The sequence below is a fragment of the Kribbella sp. NPDC050241 genome, from assembly GCF_044459685.1.
GTDB lineage: Bacteria > Actinomycetota > Actinomycetes > Propionibacteriales > Kribbellaceae > Kribbella.
This window is the reverse complement of the sequence record NZ_JBITJE010000001.1, coordinates 814,823-840,690: the sequence shown is the minus strand read 5'-3', so window position 1 is coordinate 840,690 and position 25,868 is coordinate 814,823. Positions and strand designations below refer to the sequence as shown.

The 25,868-nt window shown below is 68.1% G+C and carries 21 protein-coding genes; 11 read left to right on the top strand and 10 right to left on the bottom strand.

Annotation, left to right across the window (positions count from 1 at the left end; all coding sequences use genetic code 11):
* Nucleotides 1-10 precede the first annotated feature (10 nt).
* Genes ACIBG5_RS03835 through ACIBG5_RS03820 form a run of 4 tightly spaced genes read left to right on the top strand, consistent with a single transcriptional unit; the run spans nucleotide 11 to nucleotide 5,103 of the window.
* Nucleotides 11-1,552, top strand: coding sequence for a sulfatase-like hydrolase/transferase (locus tag ACIBG5_RS03835; protein ID WP_396390760.1), 1,542 nt, complete (start codon nucleotides 11-13; stop codon nucleotides 1,550-1,552).
* Between the two features lie 2 nt (nucleotides 1,553-1,554).
* Nucleotides 1,555-2,526, top strand: coding sequence for an ABC transporter permease (locus ACIBG5_RS03830; RefSeq protein WP_396389909.1), 972 nt, complete (start codon nucleotides 1,555-1,557; stop codon nucleotides 2,524-2,526).
* Nucleotides 2,523-3,437 carry a carbohydrate ABC transporter permease gene (locus tag ACIBG5_RS03825; protein ID WP_396389908.1) on the top strand — a complete coding sequence of 305 codons (915 nt, stop codon included), beginning with the start codon at nucleotides 2,523-2,525 and terminating at the stop codon, nucleotides 3,435-3,437. Before ACIBG5_RS03830 ends, ACIBG5_RS03825 begins: the two co-directional genes overlap by 4 nt.
* A gap of 37 nt (nucleotides 3,438-3,474) precedes the next feature.
* Nucleotides 3,475-5,103: a hypothetical protein gene (locus tag ACIBG5_RS03820; RefSeq protein WP_396389907.1), complete on the top strand. Its 1,629-nt coding sequence runs from the start codon at nucleotides 3,475-3,477 to the stop codon at nucleotides 5,101-5,103.
* A gap of 4 nt (nucleotides 5,104-5,107) precedes the next feature.
* On the opposite strand, the gene ACIBG5_RS03815 is transcribed toward ACIBG5_RS03820, so the two are convergent.
* The 4 genes from ACIBG5_RS03815 to ACIBG5_RS03800 form a co-directional block, all read right to left on the bottom strand.
* Nucleotides 5,108-6,370 carry an MFS transporter gene (locus tag ACIBG5_RS03815; RefSeq protein WP_396389906.1) on the bottom strand — a complete coding sequence of 421 codons (1,263 nt, stop codon included), beginning with the start codon at nucleotides 6,368-6,370 and terminating at the stop codon, nucleotides 5,108-5,110.
* On the bottom strand, nucleotides 6,367-6,957 hold the full coding sequence (locus tag ACIBG5_RS03810; protein WP_396389905.1) for a winged helix-turn-helix domain-containing protein: 591 nt from the start codon (nucleotides 6,955-6,957) through the stop codon (nucleotides 6,367-6,369). Before ACIBG5_RS03810 ends, ACIBG5_RS03815 begins: the two co-directional genes overlap by 4 nt.
* Nucleotides 6,958-7,107: 150 nt before the next feature.
* A complete protein-coding gene (locus ACIBG5_RS03805) occupies nucleotides 7,108-7,596 on the bottom strand; it encodes a glutathione peroxidase (protein ID WP_396389903.1) in 489 nt (162 codons plus the stop codon).
* Nucleotides 7,597-7,705: 109 nt separating this feature from the next.
* Nucleotides 7,706-8,377, bottom strand: a complete 672-nt coding sequence (locus ACIBG5_RS03800; protein WP_396389902.1) for a hypothetical protein — start codon at nucleotides 8,375-8,377, stop codon at nucleotides 7,706-7,708.
* A 188-nt stretch (nucleotides 8,378-8,565) separates the two neighbouring features.
* Here ACIBG5_RS03800 and ACIBG5_RS03795 point away from each other — a divergent pair, with 188 nt between their 5' ends.
* Together ACIBG5_RS03795 and ACIBG5_RS03790 are read left to right on the top strand one after the other, a co-directional pair.
* A complete protein-coding gene (locus ACIBG5_RS03795; RefSeq protein WP_396389901.1) occupies nucleotides 8,566-9,765 on the top strand; it encodes a thiolase family protein in 1,200 nt (399 codons plus the stop codon).
* Nucleotides 9,762-11,873, top strand: a complete 2,112-nt coding sequence (locus ACIBG5_RS03790) for a 3-hydroxyacyl-CoA dehydrogenase NAD-binding domain-containing protein (RefSeq protein ID WP_396389900.1) — start codon at nucleotides 9,762-9,764, stop codon at nucleotides 11,871-11,873. The genes ACIBG5_RS03795 and ACIBG5_RS03790 overlap by 4 nt, the downstream gene beginning before the upstream one ends.
* Nucleotides 11,874-12,170: 297 nt before the next feature.
* On the opposite strand, the gene ACIBG5_RS03785 is transcribed toward ACIBG5_RS03790, so the two are convergent.
* From ACIBG5_RS03785 to dxs, 5 genes are all read right to left on the bottom strand, one after another.
* Complete coding sequence (locus ACIBG5_RS03785; protein ID WP_396389899.1) at nucleotides 12,171-13,478, bottom strand: peptidase MA family metallohydrolase; 1,308 nt, start codon at nucleotides 13,476-13,478, stop codon at nucleotides 12,171-12,173.
* A 68-nt stretch (nucleotides 13,479-13,546) separates the two neighbouring features.
* Nucleotides 13,547-15,028 carry an amino acid permease gene (locus ACIBG5_RS03780; RefSeq protein ID WP_396389898.1) on the bottom strand — a complete coding sequence of 494 codons (1,482 nt, stop codon included), beginning with the start codon at nucleotides 15,026-15,028 and terminating at the stop codon, nucleotides 13,547-13,549.
* 72 nt (nucleotides 15,029-15,100) lie between these two features.
* Complete coding sequence (locus ACIBG5_RS03775) at nucleotides 15,101-16,468, bottom strand: hypothetical protein (protein WP_396389897.1); 1,368 nt, start codon at nucleotides 16,466-16,468, stop codon at nucleotides 15,101-15,103.
* Between the two features lie 81 nt (nucleotides 16,469-16,549).
* Nucleotides 16,550-17,899: a hypothetical protein gene (locus ACIBG5_RS03770; protein WP_396389896.1), complete on the bottom strand. Its 1,350-nt coding sequence runs from the start codon at nucleotides 17,897-17,899 to the stop codon at nucleotides 16,550-16,552.
* A gap of 35 nt (nucleotides 17,900-17,934) precedes the next feature.
* Nucleotides 17,935-19,827 (bottom strand): 1-deoxy-D-xylulose-5-phosphate synthase, encoded by a 1,893-nt coding sequence (gene dxs, locus ACIBG5_RS03765; protein ID WP_396389895.1) that lies wholly within the window; start codon nucleotides 19,825-19,827, stop codon nucleotides 17,935-17,937.
* A gap of 155 nt (nucleotides 19,828-19,982) precedes the next feature.
* On the opposite strand from dxs, the gene ACIBG5_RS03760 reads away from it, so the two are divergent.
* From ACIBG5_RS03760 to ACIBG5_RS03740, 5 genes are all read left to right on the top strand, one after another.
* The gene (locus ACIBG5_RS03760) at nucleotides 19,983-20,495 is read left to right on the top strand and encodes a DUF402 domain-containing protein (protein ID WP_396389894.1); all 513 of its coding nucleotides are present in this window, start codon (nucleotides 19,983-19,985) and stop codon (nucleotides 20,493-20,495) included.
* A 204-nt stretch (nucleotides 20,496-20,699) separates the two neighbouring features.
* Complete coding sequence (locus tag ACIBG5_RS03755; protein ID WP_396389893.1) at nucleotides 20,700-21,197, top strand: DUF402 domain-containing protein; 498 nt, start codon at nucleotides 20,700-20,702, stop codon at nucleotides 21,195-21,197.
* A 4-nt stretch (nucleotides 21,198-21,201) separates the two neighbouring features.
* Complete coding sequence (locus tag ACIBG5_RS03750) at nucleotides 21,202-21,786, top strand: dihydrofolate reductase family protein (protein WP_396389892.1); 585 nt, start codon at nucleotides 21,202-21,204, stop codon at nucleotides 21,784-21,786.
* Between the two features lie 97 nt (nucleotides 21,787-21,883).
* Complete coding sequence (locus ACIBG5_RS03745; protein ID WP_396389891.1) at nucleotides 21,884-23,791, top strand: Na+/H+ antiporter; 1,908 nt, start codon at nucleotides 21,884-21,886, stop codon at nucleotides 23,789-23,791.
* The gene (locus tag ACIBG5_RS03740; RefSeq protein ID WP_396389889.1) at nucleotides 23,791-24,207 is read left to right on the top strand and encodes an HIT family protein; all 417 of its coding nucleotides are present in this window, start codon (nucleotides 23,791-23,793) and stop codon (nucleotides 24,205-24,207) included. Before ACIBG5_RS03745 ends, ACIBG5_RS03740 begins: the two co-directional genes overlap by 1 nt.
* On the opposite strand, the gene ACIBG5_RS03735 is transcribed toward ACIBG5_RS03740, so the two are convergent.
* A complete protein-coding gene (locus tag ACIBG5_RS03735) occupies nucleotides 24,204-25,847 on the bottom strand; it encodes an alkaline phosphatase D family protein (RefSeq protein WP_396389888.1) in 1,644 nt (547 codons plus the stop codon). The genes ACIBG5_RS03740 and ACIBG5_RS03735 overlap by 4 nt on opposite strands.
* Between the last annotated feature and the right edge of the window lie 21 nt (nucleotides 25,848-25,868).

Below are 25,868 nucleotides of genomic sequence, written 5' to 3'. Positions count from 1 at the left end.
CGTGCCGACCATGATGCGCGTGCGCCGGACTGTGCGTCAACAGGTGCCCAGAGAACGTTTTCTGATTGGGCAGAAAGTTTCCTGCGGTGTTGACGCCCAATTGGGAGGATGTCACCATGATGCGATCTTCTTAAGGACGGTTGCAAAAGTGGTCCCGAAGAGTCCCAACATCCTGTTCCTGATGTCCGACGAGCACCGGTACGACGTGGCCGGGTTCGCCGGAGATCCGGTGATCAGGACACCCACGCTGGACTGGCTGGCCGAAACGGGTGCCGTCTTCGGCAACGCCTACACCCCCTCCCCGGTCTGCATCCCGGCCCGGCAGAGTCTGATGTCCGGGCAGTTGCCACGGACGACCGGATGTCTGCGGTACGGGGAGGATCTGCCCCCGGGGCACGAGACGTTCGCCCGCACGCTGGCCCGGCACGGGTACGCGACCGTTGCCTGCGGCAAGCTTCACCACCGCGGCGTGGACCAGATGCAGGGCTGGACCCGGCGGATCGGATCCGACATCACCATCGGCGCGGACGCCGTCGACAGCCCGGCCGCCGAGTTCGCCGAGCGGGTGCCGTCGCTGGCCGAGGTGAAGTGGAGCGATGCCAAGGAGGTCAAGCGGGCCGGCATCGGCCGCGGACCACTGGTGGCGCAGGACGAATACACACTCACCGGCGCGCTGGACTTCATCGGGGAGTTCTTCACCGATCCGTACTACGACCGGCCCAGCCCCGATCAGCCCTTGCTGCTCAAGGTGAGCCTGAACCAGCCGCACTACCCGTACTTCGCGGACGAGGAACGCTTCACCCACTACCTCAACCGCGTCACGCCGTACCTGAACCAACCGGTGTCCGACCACCCGTTCCTCGCCCAGCGCCAGGTGCGCCCGGGCATCGACGCCACCGAGGTCGAGATCCGCCGGGCCACAGCGGCGTACTACGCGATGGTCGAAAACGTGGACGCCATGTTCGGGCAGGTGCTCAGGGCGCTGCGGCACCAGGGCCAGGACCTGGACGACTGGGTGATCGTCTACACCGCCGACCACGGCGAGATGCTCGGTCAGCACGGCATCTGGGAGAAGCAGAAGTTCTACGAAGCCAGTGCCCGGGTCCCGCTGATCATCCGCTCGCCGCAGCACTTCAGTGGCAGCCACATCGACGAGAACGTCAACCTCTGCGACCTGTACGCGACCCTGTGCGACCTGGCAGGGCATCCGGTGCCGGACGGTCTCGACAGTCGCAGCCTGGTCCCGTTGATGCGCCGAGAGCCGACGGACTGGTCCGGCGAATCGGTCTCCCACTTCGGCGACACGAACCTGATGATCAAGCAGGGCAACCTCAAGTACCAGTACTACGGCGAAGCCATGCCCGAGGTGCTGTTCGACCTCGAGGCTGATCCGTCCGAGCAGCGGGACTTCATCGCCGCACCCGAGTACCGCGAGCTGGTCGAGCGGTTCCGGACCCGACGCGCCGCCCTTGGCTACGGCCCGGACGCGGACCCCGACTACCGCAATGCCGGCTACACGGAAGTCCGACCGATGGTGCGTGGAAGGAGCTGACCGTGGCATTGACCATCGACAAGAGGCCGGCGGTGAAGTCAGCTCCGCCGGGATCACCGCATTCGCTGGGCCGGCTCGCGCGCCTGAAGCGCGACTGGGGCCTGCTCGTGTTCGCGGTGCCCGGCCTGCTGGTCTTCCTGGTCTTCCACTACGTCCCGTTGCTCGGCAACGTGATCGCATTCAAGGACTACCAGCCGTACCTCGGCGTCCGGCAGAGCCCGTGGGTCGGCTTCTCGAACTTCGCTCTGATCTTCAGCGGCGATCCCGACGTACTCAACGCGCTGAAGAACACGCTCGTCCTCACGGTGCTCCAGGTCGCGTTCGTGTTCCCGGCTCCGATCGTTCTCGCGCTGGTGCTCAACAGCCTGATGTACGAGCCGATCAAGCGATTCGTGCAGAGCGTCCTGTACATGCCGCACTTCCTGTCCTGGGTGATCGTCGTCGCGATCTTCCAGCAGATCCTCGGGAACGCCGGTCTGCTCAACACCTACCTGCGGCACAAGGGCATCGAGCCGATCGAGATCATCGGCAACCCGGACGCGTTCCGCGCACTGATCACGTCGCAGGTCATCTGGAAGGACACCGGGTGGGGAACGATCCTGTTCCTGGCCGCGCTGTCACGCGTCGATCAGGAGCAGTACGAGGCCGCCTCCGTCGACGGCGCCGGGCCGGCCCGGCACATGTGGCACGTCACCCTGCCGGCGCTGCGTCCGCTGATCATCCTGCTCGGCATCCTGCGTCTCGGCGATTCGCTGAGCGTCGGCTTCGAACAGATCCTGCTGCAGCAGGGTGCGGGCACCGAGGTCACCGAGGTCCTCGACACCTACGTCTACCACCACGCCTTCCAGCAGGGCGAGTGGGGCATCAGCGCCGCGGTCGGCCTGGTCAAGGGCGTCGTCGGCCTGGCGCTGGTCCTCGGCGCGAACAAGGTCGCGCATCTCTTCGGAGAGGACGGAGTGTACCGATCGCGATGAACACCACAGCCCGTACGAGGACCCACGGCCGATCGCCCGCGATGGCGCCGGCGTCCCTGCCGATCAAGATTCTCAAGGCGATCGTGCTCCTGATCGCCTGTGCGCTGGTCGTGATGCCGTTCGTCTCGGTGATCTCGACGAGCCTGGCCGACCAGCAGCAGATCACCGACGCGGGTGGTTACGTGTTGCTGCCGGACCGGCCGTCGTTGTCGGCGTACAGCTCGATCCTGGCCGGCGGCGTGGTCGCCCGGGCGCTGCTCGTCAGCGTGGGGATCGCCGTCGTCGGGACGGTTCTCGGCCTGATCGTCACCTCGGCGATGGCCTATTCGCTGTCGCGGCCGACGTCCTTCGCGCACAAGCCGATCCTCATGGTCGTCCTGCTCACCATGCTGTTCAGTCCCGGGATCATTCCGAACTACCTGCTGATCAAGCAGCTGGGACTGCTGAACAGCTGGTGGTCGCTGATCCTGCCAGTGCTGGTCACCGGCTTCTCGGTCATCGTGCTGCGCTCGTTCATGATGGGACTGCCGCCGGACATCCTGGAGTCGGCCCGCATCGACGGGGCCAACGACCTGCAGATCTTCGTGCGCATCATCCTCCCGCTGTCCAAGGCCGCCCTCGCCGTCATCGGGCTGTTCTTCGCCGTCGGGTTCTGGAACTCGTGGTTCAACGCCCTGCTCTACATCAACGATCCGTCGAAATTGCCGCTCCCACTGGTGCTCCGCACGTATGTCGTCGACAACGCGCGGCTCGGTGCGGAGCAACTGTCCGGGGAGGCCGGCGTGCTGCCGCCGACCCAGTCGCTCCAGATGGCCATTCTCGTCATCTCGCTGATCCCGATCCTGCTCGTCTACCCCTTCCTCCAGCGCCACTTCACGAAGGGCGTTCTGGTCGGCGCCGTCAAAGGCTGAGCCGCCGTCCATCGCCGGCTTCGAAAGGAGAAACGCCATGTCCGAGTCAATGAGTCGCCGTACCCTCCTCCGGCTGATGGGAGGAACCGCGGCCGCCGCGGCCGCCGGCCCGACCCTCAGTGCCTGCTCCAGCTCCCCCACCACGAGCCAGCAACAGCAGAACTCCGGGGTCCAGCTCCCGTCGTACATTCCGTATCAGGGGGTCAAGCCGGACCTGGCGCCGACGAAGGACGGCGTGATGTCGGGCTTCCTGCGGTACCCCGGGACTCCGATCGTCGGAGTCCCGGACCGGCCGGGCACGGGCTCGGAAGAACTCACCGCCTTCATCCAGCAGTTCCGGCCGATCCCACCGGCGGCGTCGAGGAACGAGTACTGGCGCAACGTCAACGACAAGCTCGGCGTCACCCTGAACCTGCAGATGGTGCCGAGCGCGAACTACGCCGACAAGCTTCCGACCGTGCTCAGCGGCGAACTGCCGGACTTCACCATGATCGTCAATACGCCCAACCTGCCGCAGTTGCTGGACGCGAAGTGCCAGAACCTCAGCGAGTTCCTGGCCGGCGACGCGATCAAGGACTACCCGATGCTGGCCAACCTGCGCCCGGAGGCCTGGCGCACGACGGTGTTCAACGGCGGGATCTACGGCATCCCGATCCCCCGGGAGCGGGTCGGCGTCATCTGGTTCACCCGCGTCGACATCGTCAAGGCGCACGGCCTCAATCCGGCGCCCGCGACGTTCGCTGAGTTCAAGGAGCTCGCCAAAGGCGTCACGAACCCGAAGGAGAACCGCTGGGCGTTCCACGGCGCGCCCGGAGTTCGCGACCTCATCCTGCGGATGATGGGAGCTCCGGTCGGTTGGCAGGAGGAGGGCGGCAAGTTCACCTCGATCAACGAGCTGGACCAGACCAAGCAGGCGATCAGCGACACCCGGGAACTTGTCAAGGCCGGCTACTTCCATCCCGACACGTTCACTCAGGGTGCGCCGTTCAAGGACTGGATCGGCGGCGGACGGGTCGTGATGGTCAGCGACAACTACTCCGCCTGGCCGCAGTACGTCACGCAGTACCTGAAGCCGAACTCACCCGTGCAGTTCGACGGCATGCTGCCGCCGAAGTACGACGCGGGCTCGACGCCGAACCTCGGGCGCGGCGTTCCGTCGTTCAGCACGACCGCGTTCAAGAAGACCGACGACAAGGAGCGGATCAAGCTGATGCTCCGGGTCGCGAACTACCTCGCGGCGCCGTTCGGCACCCAGGAGTACCTGATCAACCGGTACGGCAAAGAAGGCGTCGACTACACCATGGTGAACGGCGACCCGATCCTGACCAGCAAGGGCGAGGTCGAGCACACCGCCGAGTTCTACCGGATCGCGGACGCGCCCTGGCCGCTGTACGAACCAGGTCACCCCGAAGAGACCACGAAGGAGCACGCGTACCAGGTCAAGGCGGTGCCGATGACGCTCGCCAACCCGGCCGACGCGCTGTACTCCGAGACCTACAACCGCAAGCGGAACACGCTGACCAAGCTGCTCGACGACGCCCTCGCCGAGGTCCTTCAGGGTCGCAAGGACCTGGCGGCCTGGGACGAAGCGATGGACCGCTGGCGCAAGCAGGGCGGCGACCAGGTCCGCAAGGAGTACGAGGAAGCGTTCGCCGCGTCCAAGTGACCGGTCAGAGCAGGTCGGCTCCGGAGGTGGGATCCGCCTCCGGGGCAGCGACCGGATCCACCGGGTGGCGGTCGCTGGTCGTCAGGTCCGCCCGGATCTCGCGGCGCAGCGTGAGGACGATCTGCAGTGCGCCGAGCAGGATGACCGTCGCGATGATGGCGAAGATCTGCCGGTAGCTGAGCAGGCTCACCAGCAGGCTGCCGATGGCAAGCGAGATCGCCTGCGGCGTGGACACGAGCACCTCGACCGCGGTCGACACCCGGCCGATCAGGTGGCCCGGCGAACGCCGTTGCATCAGCGTCGTGAAGGCGACGAACGTCCACGGCAGCCCGACACCGCAGATGCCCGCGCCGACCAGGACCAGGACGATGCTCGGCGCGGCCGCGCAGACGATGGTGGCGGCGGCCAGAGCCGTCAGGCCGAGTGCGCAGGTGGCGATCTCACCGAGGCGACGGACGGCGCGGCTCGCGGTGAGCCCGCCCATGACCGCGCCGACGCCTTGGCAGGTCACGAAGACGCCGGAGAAGGTCGGCGGCTTGCCGAAGGCGTCCATCAGCGCGTAGATCGACGACTCGAAGAAGCCGATGACCAGGATCGAGATCGCGAGCCCCAGCAGGACGTGGCGGAGTACGCGGTCGTTGACCAGGAACCGGACACCCTCGAGGACGTCCTCCCGGAAGGTGTGCTTCGCCGGCGCGGGCGCCTCGGTGATCGTGATCGTCGCGATCAACAGTCCGGCGATGACGAACGTGCCGGCGTCGACGACCGCGACCAGCCAGCCGCCCGTGGTCGCGAAGATCGCGGCCCCGACCAGCGGCCCGAACAGCCGGTAGCCCTCCTTGATCGTGGCCAGGCTCGAGTTCGCGTCGACCAGGAGCTCATCGGGCAGCAGGTCCTTGAGCAGGCCGTTGAGTGCCGCGGGCAGTACGACGAACGAGACGCCGTACAGGAAGGCGACGACCCAGATCAGCCAGACGTCGTTCGCGTCCCGCACGAGCACGAGCGGGAGGACCGCGGCCGCGCTGGCGAAGTTGCCCCAGACAAGGATCGCCTTGCGGGGCAGCCGGTCCACCCAGACGCCGAGGAGTGGGGCGCCGAGCGCCGGCAGCACCATGAAGAAGAAGGTCAGACCGGCCATCGCGTTCGAGTCGGTGAGGGTCTTCACCCACATGCTCAACACCAGCAGCATCACCGAGTCGCCGAGCATCGACGTACTCAGCCCACCGAAGAGGCGAGGGAACCCGGGCTGCGCGAACAGTTTCCTCATGCCGGCTCGACCCCCGGGAAGTACGTCGGAACGCCCCACGCGACGAACTCGCACAGACGCGCGCCGGATGGTCGCTCCTTCGGTTCAGTCAGTCGCTCCACATAGCGGTCGAGGACCGCATTGATCGCGACGTTCATCTCCTTGAGCTCGTCCGCAGTCAGCCACGCGACCATCTCGGTGCTGCTGTGCGCCGCGCGCCATTCCTCGGACTCCTCCGGCGCGCGCTGCTGTGCCTCCCGCAGCCGGTCCATCGCCCGGCCCATCGTCACCTCGGACAGCGCCTGCGCAGCCCGACGTTCGTCGATCGACCCCGAGGCGTGCTCGTCGTCCCAGCGGAAGCCGAGCCCCGGCACCTGCCATGGCCGCTGCCGGCCCTTCCCACCTTCGGCCTCCTCCACGAACCCGTGCTGCGCCAGCTTGCGCAGGTGCCACGAGCAGTTGGCCGGCGTCTCGTCGAGCCGGTCGGCCAGTTCGGTGGCGGTCAGTGGTCCGCTGATCGACAGCAGCTCGACGATCGCCATCCGCACCGGATGGGCCAGGGCGTTGAGCTCACGGGGGTCGCTGAGACGGCGATGCGGGTTCGGCATCCATCGAAAGTACTCTTTCGAAAGAGTTGTTGCAATGAGTTGTGGGCACAGAAAATCGCCCGCCGCGCGGGGCGCGGCGGGCGACGGAGAAGCAGACCGGACAGACCCGGCGAGGGGCGAGCGGGCCTGGCTGGGCCGGCGCGGGATGCCTCAGGCCGGGAGGTGGGACTCGATCGCGGTGACGACCTCGGCGGACTCCGGCTCGGTGCGCGGGCGGAAGCGGGCGGCGACCGTGCCCTCCGGGGTGATCAGGAACTTCTCGAAGTTCCACTGGATGTCACCGGCCTCGCCGTCGGCGTCCGGCGTCAGGGTCAGTTCGGCGTACAGGGGGTGCCGGCCGTCGCCGTTCACCTCGAGCTTGTCCAGCATCGGGAAGGTGACGCCGTACGTGGTCGAGCAGAAGGCGGAGATCTCGTCCGCCGTACCCGGCTCCTGACCGCCGAACTGGTTGCACGGGGCACCGAGCACGGTGAAGCCACGGGCGCCGTACTGCTTCTGCAGGTTCTCCAGGCCCTCGTACTGCGGGGTCAGGCCACACTTCGACGCGACGTTCACGACCAGGACGGTCTTGCCTTTGTAGTCACCGAGCGAGGTCGGAGCGCCGGCGAGGGTGGTCAGCGGGATGTCGTACAGGCTCATGCAGAACCTTTCGAGGTTGGGAGGACGGGGCCGGGACGCGACTGTACGCCGCGAGGCCGGCTCGGCGGCGTCGATTGCCGGACGTCACACGGTGAAGAATACTGCTCGGCTAGCGAACTTCCACGGACTCGGTCCGGATGGGCTCCGGGGCAGGAGTTGGCGAGGGCATCCAGAGTTTGCACTCGGTGATGGCCGCCGTGAGCAGGTTGTACAGCCGGTCGTCCGGGTCCGGCACACAGGCCTGCGAGATGCCTTCCACCGCGCAGGACACGGCGCGTGGCGCGGTCCGCTTGGCGAAGTCCGGCGTACCCCGATGGGCCCTTGCGGTGAAGGACCGCGCCCACTTGGTCGCGGCCGGAACCGCCTCCAGGACCGCCTGCGAGTCGGGCTCGAGGTCGTCGAGTGGACGCCCGTCCAGCGCGGCGAGTTGCTTCTCCCCCACCAGCAGAGCCACTGCGAGGATGTACTGCCGCTCCTGCGACACCACCGGCAGCGCATGCTGGATACAGCGGGCGGTCACCCGCGCTACGACGTGTGGATCGTCGGGAGTCAACCCGATCACCGATGGGATCAGTGGCGCCAGCCGGGTGCGGCCGGCATCCGTCGTGCAGTCGTTGACGTCGCGCGCCACGCCCGCCAGCAGCGGATGCGTACAGGCCGGATGGTCCGACCATGGCTCGCCTGCCAGATAGGAGGCGAACTCCATGAAGCAGGCACCCTTGCGCGGGTTGCGGTGTTTGCCCCGGCTCAGCACCGGCACGGAGAGATCAGCATTGTTCATGAACGGCTCCAGACACACGGACCTTGCCACCAGCATGCGCCGAATCGCGCCGGTTCGCCACGGGTTGTGGTCTGCGTGAGCAACCGGGTGTGCGCTGTGAGCAGCCGCACAGGCGTGGCTGCTTGGGGAGTTCTGTTACCGACGGGTAGCATCGAGGTAGCTTTCCCGACCCCCAGAGGAGGGCCCCCGTGCCCCGTGAGATCCGCGATGTCGTGTTCGTCGACGGCGTTCGCACCCCGTTCGGCAAGGCCAAGGGCCAGTACGCCGAAACCCGCGCCGACGATCTGGTGATCAAGTGCATCCGGGAGCTGCTGCGGCGCAACCCGGAGCTTCCGCCGGAGCGGGTGGACGAGGTCGCGATCGCGGCCACCACCCAGATCGGCGACCAGGGCCTGACCATCGGCCGGACCGCGGCCCTGCTGGCCGGCCTGCCGAACACCACTCCCGGCTACGCCATCGACCGGATGTGCGCGGGCGCGATGACCGCTGTCACCACGACCGCCTCGGGCATCGCCTTCGGCGCGTACGACGTGGTCGTCGCCGGCGGGGTCGAGCACATGGGCCGCCACCCGATGGGCGAGGGCGTCGACCCGAACCCCCGCATCATTGCCGAGAAGCTGGTCGACACCTCCGCCCTCGTGATGGGTTCCACCGCGGAGAATCTGCACGACCGCTTCCCCGGTATCACCAAGGAGCGCGCCGACGCGTTCGCCGCCGCGTCTCAGGAGAAGGCGGCCAAGGCGTACGCCAACGACCTGATCCAGCCGGACCTCGTCCCGATCGCGACCCGGTCGGCCGAGCAGGGCTGGGGCTACGCGGCCACCGACGAGCCGATGCGGCCGGGCACCACGGTCGAGGACCTGGCCACGCTGAAGACGCCGTTCCGCCCGCACGGCCGGGTCACCGCGGGCAACTCGGCCGGTATCAACGACGGCGCGACCGCCTGCGTGCTGACATCCGCCGAGGCCGCGGCCGAGCTCGGCCTCACCCCGAAGATGAAGCTGGTGTCCTACGGCTTCGCCGGCGTCGAGCCCGAGGTGATGGGCGTCGGCCCGATCCCCGCCACCGAGAAGGCGCTCAAGCTCGCCGGGCTGACCATCCACGACATCCAGGCGTTCGAGGTGAACGAGGCGTTCGCCGTTCAGGTGATCGCGTTCCTGGAGCACTACGGCATCGCCGACGACGACCCGCGGGTCAACCCGTACGGCGGCGCGATCGCCTACGGCCACCCGCTGGCATCCTCCGGCGTCCGGCTGATGAACCAGCTGGCCACGCAGTTCGAACAGCGCCCCGAGGTCCGCTACGGCCTGACCACGATGTGCGTCGGCCTGGGCATGGGTGGAACGGTCATCTGGGAGAACCCGAACTGGGAAGGTGCCTCGGCATGAGCTTGCAGGAACTGATCGACTCGGCCTCTGCTCTGTCGACGGACGAGGTCGTCACGCTCGCGCACTCGCGGGACGTCGTGCTGCCGGGCAAAGCCGGTGTCATGGCGCTCATCACGCTCGACAACGGGCACGACCACACCAAGCCCAACACGTTCGGGCCGAAGGGCCTGGCGTCGCTCAACACCGCGCTCGACGCGGCGCTCGCGCGCGACGACATCGCCGCGATCGGTGTCACCGGCAAGCCGTTCATCCTGGCCGCCGGTGCCGACCTGACCGGCGTACCGAAGCTGACCGATCGCGAGCAGGCGCTGAACCTGGGCCGGATCGGTCACGGCGTGATGCGCAAGCTGGTCGACGGCGGCACGCCGTCGTTCGCGTTCGTGAACGGCGTGTCGCTGGGTGGCGGTCTCGAGGTCGCGCTGCACGCCACGTACCGCACCGTCTCGGCCGCGGCCGGCGTGCTCGCGACGCCCGAGGTGTTCCTCGGCCTGATCCCGGGCTGGGGTGGCAACTTCCTGCTGCCGAACCTGATCGGGGCGGACAAGGCGGTGAAGGTCGTCGTCGAGAACGCCCTGAACCAGAACAAGATGCTGAGCGGGCCGGAGGCGGTGAAGTTCGGCATCGGCGACGTACTGCTGGACTCGGCCGACTTCCTGGAGCAGTCGCTGATCTGGGCCTCGAAGGTCCTCACGGGTGAGATCACGGTCGAGCGGGCCGAGATCGACCGCGGCGAGGCCTGGGATGCGGCCGTTGCCCGGGGCAAGGGCTTCGCCGATGTCAAGGTGAGTGGTGCGGCGCCGGCGCCGTACCGGGCGCTCGAGCTGATCGCGGCGGCCAAGGACAACAACCGGGACCGTGGTTTCGCGGCCGAGGACGAGGCGCTTGCCGACCTGATCATGAGCGAGGAGCTGCGCAGCGGCCTGTACGCCTTCGACCTGGTGAACAAGCGGGCCAAGCGCCCGGCCGGCGCGCCGGACAAGTCGCTCGGCCGCCCGGTCACGAAGGTCGGCGTCGTCGGCGCCGGTCTGATGGCCGGCCAGCTGGCCCTGCTGTTCGTACGTCGCCTCGAGGTGCCCGTCGTACTCACGGACCTGGACCAGGAGCGGGTGGACCGCGGCGTCGGGTACGTGCACGGTGAGATCGACAAGTTGCTCGGCAAGGGCAGGATCCGACCGGACAAAGCGAACCAGTTGAAAGCCCTCCTCACCGGGTCGGTGGATCGGGCCGTGTTCGCGGATGCCGACTTCGTGATCGAGGCCGTGTTCGAGGAACTGCGGCTGAAGAAGACGATCTTCGCCGACCTGGAGAAGATCATCCGTCCGGACGCGATCCTGGCCACAAACACCTCCTCCCTCTCGGTGACCGAGATGGCCGAGGACCTGGAGCACCCAGAGCGGGTCGTCGGCTTCCACTTCTTCAACCCGGTCGCCGTACTGCCGCTGCTCGAGATCATCCGGGCCGACCGGACCGACGACGCATCGCTGGCGACAGCGTTCGCGGTGGGCAAGACGCTGAAGAAGTCGTGCGTGCTGGTGAAGGACGCGCCTGCCTTCGTGGTGAACCGGCTGCTGACCCGCTTCCTGGGTGAGGTCAGCGCTGCGGTCGACGAAGGGACGCCGATTCCGGAAGCGGACAAGGCGTTGTCGGCGCTGGGGCTGCCGATGCCGCCGTTCGTGCTGCTGCAGCTCGTCGGTCTGCCGGTCGCGTTGCACGTGGCGGAGACGATGAACCGGGCGTACCCGGAGCGGTTCGCGGTGTCGGAGAACCTGGCCAAGGTGGTTGCCGCCGGCAAGACCTCGTTCTACCTGTGGCCGGAGGGCAAGCCGGTGGTCGACCCGGAGGTCGAGGCGCTGGTGACGGTCGGCTCCACCCCGTCGACCCCGGACGAACTCCGCACCCGGGTCCTGACCGCCCTCGCCGAAGAGATCCGCATCATGCTGGACGAGGGCGCGGTCGCGGAGGCGCAGGACATCGACCTGTGCCTGCTGCTCGGAGCCGGCTGGCCGTTCCACCTCGGCGGCATCACGCCGTACCTGGACCGGTCGGGCATCTCCGAGAAGGTCAACGGCACCCGCTTCCTGCCCAAGGGCGTCGCCAGCCTGACCTGACAGCAATCAGCTGGGGGTCGGCGCAACCGGCGACCGGCGTCGATTCTGTTTCGGTGTGCAGCTCGACAGGAAGTGTCGGTCCAGGGAGCAGGTCCGCTGAGGCATTCGCGCCTCAGACCAGCCGGATCGCGTCGACACATCCTGTCGAACTGCACCACTGCATCCCTCGACCCACGCCAAGCCGACCCTCACCCACGCCTCGAGCAGGGCGCGGATGACCCTCGCATTTGTCGGTTCTCTGGTCGTGTGCAGAGGGAGAAGGTGGAACGCGAGTGGTTATTCCCGCACCCGGAGAAATCAGCCTTTGAACTTCTTGGCGGCGGCAACCAACTGGGCTGGGGTCTTGCCGGTGTGTTTCTTCAGGATGGTGGCGAAGGCGGCTTGGGTGGTGTTGTGCTGGGCCAGGTCGGCGTACAGGGCCGCGACTTTCGTCCCGCCCAGTTGGTCTTCCAGGTACGACGTGATCCACCAGCTCTGGCCGTAGGCACGGTCGCCGCTGGCGTTGAACTCGGGTTGGCCGGGGAGGACCTTCATCGACGAGAGGTACTTGGTGCGGACCGATTTACGGTAGGGGTCGACGGTCCACTTCGGGTCGTCTTCGATGGAGGCGGTGCGGACGTACTCCGCGATACCTTCGACCAGCCAGAGTGGTGCGCGTGCGCCGAGGCGCAGCGTCGCGACGTGCGTCATCTCGTGCACGAGCAGGTCCCGATCCAACTGCTGACGGACAGCCGGGTTGACCACGATCCTGCTGCTCACCGGCGCGGTCTGGCGCTGCGTGAACGGATCACCGTCGTACAGGCTGACCGCCTTGGCGGCCACGGTCCAGCCGCTGCCGGAGCCGTAGGTCCACAGGATCGAGAGCACCTGCGGCTCGGACATGGCGACCACCATGACGGCGCCGTTCCACGGACGCGGCCAGTGCCGGCGGACGCCGTCGACGGCTCCTTGGGACGCCCTCGCGATCTTGTTGCCCAGCGCCTTCTCGCCGCGATCGACCACGACGACGACCTTGCCGCGGCGAACCACGGCCACCGGGCCGAAGTCCCAGGGCTGGCGATGACCGTCGGGGCTGAGGGTCTCGTCGATCGCTGTGTCCGCGACCAGGACCCACGCAGTACCGCGCCTGACGAACGTGTACCCGACGTCGGTCTGCACCGGCTTCGCGTCCAGCCCCGTCAGCTGGTACCGCATCATCACCCGGGTCGAGAACGTCGTCCGTCCGTACCGCGCGACCTGCGCGGGAGCCAGCCGTTCGTCGCCGACGAAGTAGGTCAGGCTGGTGAACGCGAACTGGCGCAGGTTCGTGAACAGGGTCCGCTGCCGGGCCACCAGTTGCGGCTGCTTCGGATCGACCGCCGCGAGGAAGCCCTTGACGTCACCCTTCAGGACCGCCGCGGAGCGCCGCGCGAGGACCACGTCGACCTCACGCTTGCGGACCGCCTTCTGGGCGTCGGTGAGCTCGCCCGCCGGCGTCGCCTCGACCGCCGCCGCGCTGCTGCCCGGCGTCGACCCACCGTGCTCGAGCCTGACCACCACCACACTCGCGCTCGCGGCGAGCGCCAGCACGGCAACGCCTGCGAACAGGCGTCTCGGGTGTTTCATGCCGGGTCCCCTCTGATGGTCGGCTGATCCTACCGCCCGCCGACCATCAGAGCAGGTAGCCCTACCGCTCAGGCTTTGGTGACCACGCCGGTCCGCTCCTCGATGCCGACCCGGCTCCGGCGGTAGCCGTAGAGGAAGTAGACGACGAAGCCGAGCACCATCCAGATCGCGAACCGCAGCCAGGTCTCGATCGACAGGTTCAGCATCAGGTAGAGGCAGATCAACGCGGCCAGGATCGGGATCACCGGGCTGCCCGGCACCCGGAAGGAGCGCTGGATGTCCGGCCGGCTCCTGCGCAGCAGCGGTACGGCGATCGACACCAGGGTGAACGCGGCCAGGGTGCCGATGTTCACCATCTCCTCCAGCTTCCCGATCGGGGTCAGGCCGGCCACGATCGCGACGACGATGCCGATCGCGATCGTCAGGCGGTACGGCGTACCCCACTTCGGGTGCGTCTTGCCGAGCTGACGCGGCATCAGGTGGTCACGGCTCATCGCGAACACCACGCGGGCGGCGCCGATCATCAAGGTCAGGACGACGGTGGTCAGACCGGCCACCGCACCGGCGGAGATGAGGGTCGCGAAGCCACTGCGCCCGACCGAACGGAACGCTTCGGCGAGCGCTGCCTCACCGCTGATGTCGGTGTAGTCGACCATGCCGGTGATCACGATGCAGACGAGCACGTAGAGCACGGTGCAGATCGCCAGCGAGCCGATGATGCCGCGGGGCAGGTCGCGCTGCGGGTTCCGCGCCTCCTCGGCGGTGGTCGCGACCACGTCGAACCCGATGAACGCGAAGAACACCAGCGACGCACCCGACACCAGACCCATCACCCCGAAGGTCGACGGCGTGAACCCGAAGATGGCCTGGAACAGCGGCGTGGTGAGCTCGACGCCACCACCCTCGGCCGGAACGCTCGGCGGGATGAACGGCGACAGGTTCGAGCCCTTGATGTAGAAGAGGCCGGCGATGATCACGAACAGCACCACGAACAACTTGATGGCCACCAGCACCAGGTTGACCCGCAGGGACTCCTTGATGCCGATCGTGGCCAGCGTCGCCAGGACCAGCACCAGCAACATCGCCATCACGTTCACGTTGCTGTCGGGCCCGATCGAGTCGGGCCAGCCCAACCCGATCTGATCCAGGAACAGCGCGGCGTACGTCGACCAGCCCTGCGCCACGACGCTCGCCCCGAGCATCAGTTCGAGCAGCAGGTCCCAGCCGATGATCCAGGCGAAGATCTCGCCCAGGGAGAAGTACGAGAACGTGTACGCCGATCCCGACACCGGCACGGTGGACGAGAACTCGGCGTAGCACAACGCGGCGAGCGCACAGCAGATGGCGGCGAGGACGAACGAGAGCGCGATACTCGGCCCGGCGTACAGTTTGGCCGCGCGGCCGGTCAGCGTGAAGATGCCGGCACCGATGATGACGCCGATTCCGAAGACGGTCAGATCGATGGCGGTCAGGCGTTTCTTGAGCTGGTACTCCGGCTCGTCGGTGTCCGCTATCGACTGCTCGATCGTCTTCTTCCGCAACAGGCTCACTCTGCTCGCCTCCTCGAAGTGGACGGAACCCTCCGAGCGTGCCTCTCTGACACCACGAGGTCAAACCACCACTCAGCGTGGCGGCTCGTAGTCTTGGAGTGCCACCCACAGGGTGGCTTCGGTGAGGCCGCTGCGACTGAGCAGGATCCGGTCCCGGGACGCCTGGTCGGTGCCGTGCTTGGCCATGTCCTCGTACAGTTCCTCGACCTTGGCGAGCCCGATCCGCTGGACCAGGAAGCGCACCGCCAGCCAGCTGACGCCGTACACGTCGGCCGAGTTCTGGTAGAAGCCGGCGTCGCTCGGCAACGCGGTCAGCGCAGGCATCGCGTCGTCGATCACCTCCTGCTCCCACTTGCCGACTTCGCCCGGTCCGCTGATCGCCTCGATCCCCCGCCACGACACGTACTCCGCCGCGCCTTCGGCCAGCCACAACGGCTCGTACCCGCCCAGGTCGGCCGTGGCCACATGGGTGATCTCGTGTGACAGCAGGATCTCGTCGACCCGGTCGCGTTCGTTCGGGTTGATCACGATGTAGGAGCCGGCGACCGTACCGTCGGCGGTGTCCTGACCGGGCAGCGAGGAGAACGTCGTCCCTGCGCTCGCGGCCGACTCGATGTCCTCGTCGGCGAAGCGCGCGTCCCGTACGTCGGTCTCGTCGAGGGCGATGACGAACACCGACCCGCGCCAGGCTCGCGGCCAGTACGACGTCACCTCGCCGATCGCCTCACTCGCCTCGGCGGCGATCGAGTGCCCGCGCTGGGCGTCGGCCTTCTCGACCACGACCATGACCCGCGGCGACCGCAGTACCTCGATCCGGCCGAGGTCCCACGCCTCCTTGTGCGCGCCCGGGCCGAGGTCCTTGTCCAGATCGTCGTCGTCGGTCAGCACCCAGTGCCCGCCCCGGGCGACGAAGGTGTAGCCGAGCTCGGTCGTCACCGGGGTGACGTCGACGTTCGGGATCTGGTAGCGCATCAGCACCCGGACCAGGTACGTCGTCCCGCCGTGTGCACGGACCGCGGACTGGTCGAAGCGTTCCTCGGCCTGGCTGTACCCGAGTTCTTCGAACCCGATCTCGACCAGGTTCGCGAACAGCACCTTCTGCGCGGCGCGGAGCTTCGTGTTGGTGGGGTCGAGGTCCTGCAGGAAGAGCGCCTCGTTCACGGTCTGCACGGCCTGGGCCCGGCGGAGCAGGATCGTGTCGACCGCGACCCGGCGGGCGGCGGTCGCCGCTGCGGTCTTCGACGGTGGCTTGGTGCCCTGGTTCGGGCCGGGCTGCGTCGCGACCACTCGCTCCCGGGCGTCCTGGTTGCGCTCTTCAACGGTGTAGGCCACGCCGCCCGAGACGAGCGCGACCGCAACCAGCAGCCCCACCCAGCGGCGAGGGCGTGGCGGCGGAACCTGAGCGCCGGGCGGTTCGGCGCTAGGGATGGTCGCACTCACTTCGGGTCATTCCTCCGAGTACCCGTCAGTCCAGCCCGGCTACCCTACTCGCTTCCCCGGATTCCACCACCGACACGCCGATCAGGCGGCAGCAGCGGCCTTCAGAGCCTGGAAGAGACCGGCCTCGGTCATGCCGACGTGTTCGAGCATGATGCGGTCGCGCTCGGCCTGCGTCGAGCCGAGGGCGGCCAACTCCTGGTAGAGCGTGGCGACCTCGGTGCCGCCGAACCGGGTGAACAGATAGTCGACCGCCAACCAGGCCATCGGGTACGAACTGCCGGCCTGCTGGAAGAAGACCGCATCAGCCGGCAGGCTCTTCGCCTTCGCCAGGTACTTCGTCCGTACGTCCTGCCGGAACTTGTCCAGCGCCAGGTCCTCAGCGCCGTCCATCGGCAGATACTCGACGTACGTCGCCGCGCCCTCGACCATCCACCGCGGCGCATAGGCGCCGTACGGCGCGGTGGCGACGTGGGTGAACTCGTGCGCGAGGATGCGGGCGTCGACCTTGGCCCGGTTGTGCGGATTCACGACGACGTACGAGTCGGCCCGCTGGCCCTCGCCGGTGGCCTCGCCGGGCAGCGTCCGGTAGACCCAGGTGGCCATGGCGATCGCGTCCTCGGCGTTCTTCGGCACGGTGTAGTCGGCACCGCGGACGATCTTGTCGTCGAGCGCGATCACCACACCGGAGCCGTTCCAGCCGCCGGGCCAGCTCTTGGTCACCGCCTTCACCGCGCTGCTCGCCATGCCGGTCAGCCGCGTCGCGAGCTGGTCCTGACCCTTCTCCACCACCACGAGCACGCGCGGCGCGCGCTTGACCAGCACCTCGCCGGTGTCCCAAGCCTCCTGGTGGGAACCGCGGGGCAGCCGCTTGTCCAGGTCGGTGTCCGAGACCAGCAGCCAGCGACCGGTCCGCGTCTCGGTGAACGTGTAGCCGAGCATCGCCCGGACGGGCACGGTGTCGATGCCGCGGATCTGGTACGTCATCGCGATCGCGACCAGGTACGTCGACGGGCCGTACTTCCGGGTGATGGCGTCGTCGTACTGCTGCGACAGCTGCTGGTAGGCGAGCCGGGCGAAGCCGAACTGGCGCAGGTTGGTGTACAGCGTGGTCTGACGCGCGATGAGGCCCTTGTTGCCGGGGTCGACGTCGGCGAGGAACGCCTTCTGGTCGGACTGCAGGACGGCCTGCGCCCGCTTCTTCAGGACCTGGTCGACGGCGGCAGCACGGGCGGCCAGGTCGATGTCCGGTGTCCTCGGCGCAGCCTGGTCGCTTCCGTCGGCCTGCTCGGTGGACCTGTGCAGGGCGAGGCCACCGGCGACGGCCACCAGGACGAGGACCAGGGAGAGCAGTAGCGGCCAGACGCGGGTAAACCGCCGAGCGGCTGCGTGACGGCTCCGCGGTGGTGCGGTGTGCCGCCCTGTGTCAGGCACTGTCCGGCTCGGCCATCATCCGGGCATGGTCCGGCTCAGGCACTACCCGGGCGACCGCTCGCCCGGTCCGGTTCGCTCATCGCGTCACCGTGGTGCTTCGCGATCAGCTCGGTGATGTCCCGGGCCAGGTCCTGCCCGGTCAGTCCGATCTCCTGCAGGACCGCGGGACGCTTGGCGTGGTCGAGGAACTTCTGCGGGATGCCGAAATCGCGGACCGGCGTCTTCACCGCTGCGTCGCGGAGCGCCTGCGCGATCATCGATCCGCAGCCACCGGCCCGGCCGTTGTCCTCGATCGTCACCACGAGGTTGACCGCCCCGGCCAGCTCGATCAGCTTCGGGTCGACCGGCTTGACCCAGCGCGGGTCCACCACCGTGACGCCGAATCCCTGCGCCTCCAGGCGGCCGGCGACGTCCATCGCGGTCGCCGCCATCGCGCCGATCCCGACCAGCAGGACGTCGGTGCCGGACCGCTTCAGCACGTCCAGACCGCCGATCCGGTCGATCGCGTCGATGTCCGGGAGCACCTCGCCCTTGGCGAAGCGCAGTACGGTCGGCGCGTCGGACACCTCGACCGCCTCGTTCAGAAGCTCCTCGAGCCGCTTGCCGTCGCGCGGCGCGGCGAGGCGCAGGCCGGGAACGACCTGCAGGATCGACATGTCCCACATGCCGTTGTGGCTCGGACCGTCGTCACCGGTGACACCGGCGCGATCCAGCACGAAGGTGACGCCGAGGCTGTGCAGCGCGACATCCATCAGAACCTGGTCGAAGGCCCGGTTCAGGAACGTCGAGTACAGCGCGACGACCGGGTGCAGGCCGCCCAGCGCGAGACCGGCGGCGCTCGTCACTGCGTGCTGCTCGGCGATGCCGACGTCGAAGATCCGGTCCGGGAACTCCGTCGCGAACGCGGCCAGGCCGGTCGGGTGCAGCATCGCCGCCGTGATCGCAACCACGTCCTGGCGGCGGTGACCGATCCGGATCATCTCGTCGGCGAACACGTCCGTCCAGCCGCGGGGCTTGTTGACCGGCCGGATCTGGTGAAAGTTGTCCTCCTCGTCCTGCTCGGCGGCGGCGTACCCGAAGCCCTTCTGGGTCACCGCGTGCACGATCACCGGACCGCCGAACGCCTTGGCGCTGCGAAGCGCGTCCTCCATCGCCTCGCGATCGTGACCGGCGACGGGACCGACGTACTTGAGGCCGAGGTCCTCGAACATGCCCTGCGGGGCGAGCATGTCCTTCAGGCCCTTCTTCACGCCGTGCAGCACCTCGTACATCGGCGGGCCGACGTACGGCGTGCGGGCCAGGTTCTTCTTGATCAGGTCGAGGACCTTCTCGTACCGCGGGTTGGTGCGCAGGCTGGTCAGGTGGGTGGACAGGCCTCCGACGGTGTCGCTGTAGGAGCGGCCGTTGTCGTTGACGATGATGATCAGCTTGAGGTCCTTGGCGGCGGCGATGTTGTTCAGCGCCTCCCAGGCCATGCCACCGGTCAGGCCGCCGTCGCCGATCAGCGCGACGACGTGCCGGTCCTCCTTGCGCAGCCGGTAGGCCTTGGCCAGGCCGTCGGCGTACGACAGGGCGGTCGAGGCGTGACTGTTCTCGATGATGTCGTGATCGGACTCGGCCTGGCTCGGGTAGCCGGACAGGCCGCCCTGCTGACGCAGCGTGTCGAACTTCGGCGCCCGGCCGGTGACGAGCTTGTGCACGTACGCCTGGTGACCGACGTCGAAGACGAGCCGGTCGTGGGGCGAGTCGAACACCCGGTGCATCGCCAGGGTGATCTCCACCATGCCCAGGTTCGGACCGAGGTGACCGCCGGTCCGGGACACCGTCTCGACCAGGACGCCCCGGATCTCCGTCGCCAGATCGGTAAGCTCCTGCGCGGTCAGCTTCTTGAGGTCCGCCGGCCCTCCGACCGTCTCCAGCACGCGCATCGAGCTCCTCCCGCGTCGTCCTCGAATGCTTGAGTCTATGCATCCACCGCCCGGAATCCGAACCCGATAGCGGGCACCGGGTCAATCTCACACTCCAAGACGTCAGCCGCGTGTGCTTTGTTCGCGGTGCTCTACGTCTCACTTACAGTGATCGCATGGAGATGGTGAGCACGCTGTTCCAGAAGTACGACGGACAGCCGCATCGCCTGGTGGAAGCGGTTCGGCTGGGTGAGGACGACCACGGCCTCTGGGTCGGCTCGGTGCCGGGCCAGCGCGGCCGCCGCGCGGACGGCACCTGGGTCTCCATCGATCACCACCGGGTCCGGCTGTTCCCGCACGGCCAATGGTGGAGCGCCCTGTTCAACGACGACCCGCACCAGACCCGGATCTACTGCGACGTGACCATGCCGGCCGAGTTCGGCGTCGACACCGTCACCACCGTCGACCTCGACCTCGACATCCGGCTGATGCGCGACGGCACGGTGCGCGTGATGGATGAGGACGAGTTCCGCCAGCACCAGGTCAAGTACAACTACCCGCCGCAGGTCGTCGCCACCGCGCAAGCCACCTGCGACTGGCTGGCCGCCCACATCCTCACCACGGAACCCTTCACCACGGCGTACCTGCCGTACCTGGAGCAGATCCGCGCGCTCAATCCGACTGCTTGAGCGCACCAACCGGCCCCCACCGGCTAGGAGCCCCCCTGAGCCGGCAAGGGCCGATCAACGGCGCCGGTCTCGTAAGAGCCGACCGGACCATGCTCGAACACCAAGCGTGTCTGGTCCACACCTCAGAGCAAAGTTGCACGAAGCTGCAGATCTGGGCCGGCGGTCTGGACAAGGGGTGCAACCCTGCGCCGATAGGTTGAGCGCATGCGGAACGTCCGGGTGGTCTATCGCAAGTACGACGAGAAGCTGCACTGGCACCAGTGGATGCGCTACCTGGGCGAGGACGAGTACGGCGTATGGCTCGGTGCCCCGCCGAACTCGGTGGCGCAGCGCGGCGACGAGCCGGAGATCGTCCAGTCGCAGGCGGTGGTGCAGTTGTTTCCGCGGGACAAGTGGTTCACCGCGGCCTTCAACGACGAACCGCGCTGGACCGAGATCTACTGCGACATCACCACGCCGGTGGACTTCGGCGAGGACGTGTTCACGATGATCGACCTCGATCTCGATGTGATCCGGCGGCGGGACGGGACGACGGTCCTGGTCGACGACGAGGACGAGTTCGCCGAGCACCAGGTGAAGTACGGCTATCCGGCCGACGTGATCAAGACGGCGCGGGAGACCTGCGACTGGCTGGTCGGGGCGGTCGTGACCGAGGAGCCGTTCCTGACCGTTTACAAGACCTACCTGGACAAGGTGCGGTAGCCCGATGGCCACGATCCGGGTGTACATGACCATGTCGCTGGACGGGTACGTCACCGGTCCCCAGGACAGCATGGACGATCCGATGGGGGTCGGCGGGTTCCGGCTGTTCAACTGGCTCGACCGGCGCAACGACCCGGGGGTGAGTGGCCAGGTGGTCGAGGAGTCGATGGCCACCCGGGCGCTGATCGCGGGACGCCGTACCTATGAACACGCCGGTCACTGGCAGGGCGACCACCACAACGGCGTTCCGATGTTCATCCTGACGCACAACGTGCCGGACGGACCGCCGCCGGGCACCGTTCACTTCGTCACGGACGCGCGCGAGTGCGCCGCACAGGCCCGCGAGGCCGCCGGCGACGGAGACGTGATGGTGCACGGAGCCGGCGCGACGCAGGCTTTGCTCGAGGCCGGTGAGATCGACGAGCTCGAGATGCACGTCGTACCGGTTCTGCTCGGTCAGGGGCGCCGCCTGTTCGACAACCTGCCGCCGGATCACGTCGAGCTGGAACTGATGCGGCAGCTGACCTCGGGCGACGACGTGAACCGCGCGCAGCAGGTCACCCACCTGCGCTACCGCGTGGTGCGGTGAACGCTCAGCGTCAGCGGCGACCCCACTGACCGGCTCCCGGCTCCGCTGAGGGCGAACCGAGGGGGCCGAACCGGCTCCGCACTGCCAAACTGTGCGCGTGCATATCGCGATCGAGGTCGTGGCCCTCGTCGCCGTGGTCGCGGCCGGGGCCGCGCTGGCCCGGCGGCTCGGGATCTCGGCTCCCCTGCTGCTGGTGGTCATCGGGATCGCCGCGTCGTACCTCCCGTTCGTCCCCCGGGTCGAACTCGAGCCCGAAGTCGTCCTGGTCGGCTTCCTCCCGCCGCTGCTGTACTCCGCGGCGATCAAGACCAGCCTGGTCGACTTCGCCCAGCACCGGCGCTCGATCGGACTCCTGTCGGTCGCGCTGGTCGTGTTCACAGCCCTTGGCGTCGGCCTGGTCGCGTACTGGCTGCTCGGTGTGGTCGCGGAGTCCCAGGGCCAGGAGCCGCTGCCGTTCTGGGCCGCCTTCGCGATCGGCGCGGTCGTGGCGCCGCCGGACGCCGTCGCCGCGACCGCGATCGCGAAACGGGTGGGACTCCCCCGCCGGGTAGTCACGATCCTCGAGGGCGAGAGCCTGCTGAACGATGCGACCGCGCTGGTCTGTCTCCGGACGGCTATCGCGGCGGCGGTGGTCGCACCAACCGTCCTGGACGTCAGCCTCGACTTCCTCCGCGCGGCCGGTGGCGGTGTCGCGATCGGCCTGCTCGTCGCCTTCGTGCTGGCCAAGGTCCGCCGCCGCTTCACCGACCCGGTGCTCGACACCACTCTCAGCCTGACCGCGCCGTTCATCGCCTACATCGCGGCCGAGAACCACTACGTGCACGCGTCCGGCGTTCTGGCCGTGGTGGTCACCGGGCTGCTGCTCGGCCACAAGGCGCCGATCATCCAGTCGGCCAAGTCGCGGATGTCGGAGCGCACCAACTGGCGGACGTTCCAGTTCCTGCTGGAGAACACGGTCTTCCTGCTGATCGGCCTGCAGACCCGGTGGATTCTGGACGATCTGTCCGAGAGCCCGCTGCCGGGCTGGCTGATCGCGGCGACGACGATCGCCGTGTACCTCGCCGTCGTACTGCTCCGGCCGATCTGGATCATCCCGACCACTCTGCTGTCCCGGAGGGTCCTCGGTCCCTCCCGGCCCGGACCGGTGTCCTGGGGGGCGCTGATCGTCGTCTCGTGGGCGGGTATGCGCGGTGTGGTGACGCTGGCTGCGGTGTTCACGCTGCCGGAGAACACGCCGGACCGCGAAGTCCTGGTGTTCATCGCTCTGGCCGTCACCGCGGGCACTCTGCTCGTGCAGGGATCGACGCTGCCCTGGGTGGTACGGCGGGTGCGGTTGCCCGGACCGGACCCGGCGGAGGATGCCTTGCAGGAGGCCGCCGTACTGCAGGGAGCGCATCGTGCCGCGATCGAGAAGCTGGATGAGATCGCCGGGCCGGATGACCCGCCGGAAGTGCTCGACATTCTGCGTCAGCGGGGCGAGGCACGGGCGCAGGCCGCATGGGAGCGGCTCGGCCGGCCGGAGACCGAGTACGAGACTCCCAGTGAGGCGTACCGACGGTTGCGGATCGCGATGCTGGGGGCCGAGCGGGAGCACATCCTGAAGGTCCGGGACGCGGGGCTCGTCGCCGACGAGGTGCTGCAGCGGGCGCAGATCGCACTCGACATCGAGGAGTCCGTCCTGGACCGTGACGAGGACGACGACGTCGGCGGGCAGTCCGAGGACCTGCGGATCAAGATGCCGCCGGGTGGCGCCTGCAAGCACCTCGAGCAGGCTCCGCTGGTGCTACCGCCGAACACGCCGGACGGGTGTGAGGAGTGCCTGGCCGAGGGCAGTACGTGGGTGCATCTGCGGCTGTGCTTGGGTTGTGGCCATGTCGGGTGCTGTGACTCATCGGTGATGAAGCACTCGAGCAAGCACTATGAGGAGACCAAGCACCCGGTGATGCGCAGCTTCGAACCGGGTGAGAACTGGCGGTGGTGTTTCGTGGACGAGAAACTCGGCTGATGGCGGATTGCCTGTTCTGCTCGATCATCGCCGGTACGACGCCGGCTCAGATCGTGCTGGAGACCCCCGAGATCGTCGGCTTCCTGGACATCCGGCCGGTCTTCAAGGGCCACACGCTGATCGTGCCGCGTGAGCACGTGCTCACCATGGTCGAAATGACCGACGAGCTCCTGGTGCCGCTGTTCGGCGCGGCCCGGTCGGTGGCTTCCGCGGTCCGAACGGCGTTCGATGCGCAGGGGTCGTTCGTCGCGGTCAACAACGTGGTCTCGCAGTCCGTCCCCCATCTCCACGTGCACGTCGTGCCACGGACGAAGGGGGACGGACTACGCGGCTTCTTCTGGCCCCGCACCAAGTACGCCGACGAATCCGAAGCCGCGGAGTACGCCGGCAAACTACGGGCCGCCCTGGCCGGTTAAGGCCGGGCGGTTTCCCAGGCGACTGTGTCGTTCGCGGTGGATGCGGCCAGGGTGCGGGCGGCCGCTGGTGGGTTGTCGGCGGTCAGGTTCAGGCCGGGGTGGCGGTCTTCGATGGTGAATTGGGCTCGGGTGAAGACCTCCGCGTCCTTGGTTCGGACCGACGGGACGGTGCGGAAGTCGGCGACCAGGGAGTCGCGGGTGATCGTGGTGTTCACGTAACCGCGGAGGTTGTTCTGGAACTTCAGGTGTGGGTTCCACTTCAGCCACGGGTGCGCGGTGGTGCCGGAGTCGGCGCCGTCGCCGCCGGTCGTGATCGACGAGCAGATCAGCTCCGACCCGACCGTGGCCGACGCCGGGTCGTCGTAGTCCAGCTTCAGGTCCGACGCCCAGTGCGCGTGCACGTCACCGGTCAGTACGACGGCGTTCCGCACCCGCGCGTCGACCCAGCCCTTGGTGATCCTGGCGCGTGAGGCGACGTACCCGTCCCAGGCGTCCATCGAGGTGAGCTTCAGCGGACCCTCGTTGTTGTCGCGCTGGGCGAAGAAGACCTGCTGGCCGAGGATGTCCCAGCGGGCCTCGGAGCGACGGAACCCGTCGATCAGCCACTTCTCCTGCCCTGCACCGGTGATGGAACGCTTCGGGTCGACCGCGGCCGGGCAGTCCTTGTACCCGTCGTCGCACCCCTGGTCGTCGCGGTACTGCCGGGTGTCGAGCATGTGGAACGTCGCCAGCTCGCCCCACTTCACCCGCCGGTACAGCTGCAGGTCGATCCCGCGCGGCTTCGACGACGCGCGCAGCGGCATGTTCTCGTAGTACGCCTGGAAGGCCGCGGCGCGGCGGGCGAGGAAACCGTCCTCCGGCTTCTCCGGGGTCTCGTCGGCCCAGTTGTTGTCGAGCTCGTGGTCGTCCCACACGACGAGCCACGGCGCGACCGCATGCGCCGCCTGCAGGTCCTCATCACTCTTGTACTGCGCATGCCGCTGCCGGTACGACGCCAGGTCGGTGGTCTCCGGCCCGTCGTGGTCGCGGACGTTCCCACCGGGAGCGACGTACGTGTTCCTGGTGTACTCGTACTGGTAGTCGCCGAGGTGCAGGACGAGGTCGGGGTGGTCCTGCGCCAGCCGCCGGTACGCCGTGAACCAGCCGTGCTCGAACTGGGAGCAGGAGACGAACGACATCGCCAGCTCGCGCGGCGTCGTACCGCGAGCGGGCGCTGTCAGGGTCCGGCCGACGCGAGACACGTGGCCTTCGGCGCGGAAGCGGTAGTAGTACTCGTGGCCCGGGTGCAGGCCCTGGACGGTCACGTGGACGGAGTGGGCGTGCTCGGGACGGGCGACGGCGACACCGGAGCGCACCACGTGGTGGAACCGCTCGTCGGTGGCGACCTGCCACTGGACGGCGTACGCGCGGCTCGGCATGCCGCCGAGGCCGTCGTCGGCCACCGGGTCCACGGCGAGCCGGGTCCAGAGCACGAACCCGTCCGGCCACGGGTCGCCGCTGGCGACGCCGAGGGTGAACGGGTCCTGCCGGACCGGGGTCGCGGCAGCAGTCGTCGGGGTGGTCAGGGTCGAGGTCAGGCCGGCCACAGCCGCAGTGGAAGCCAGACCGGCTTTCAGGACGGATCTACGGGAGGTCTCCATGGGCCGACCGTTCCCGCCGAG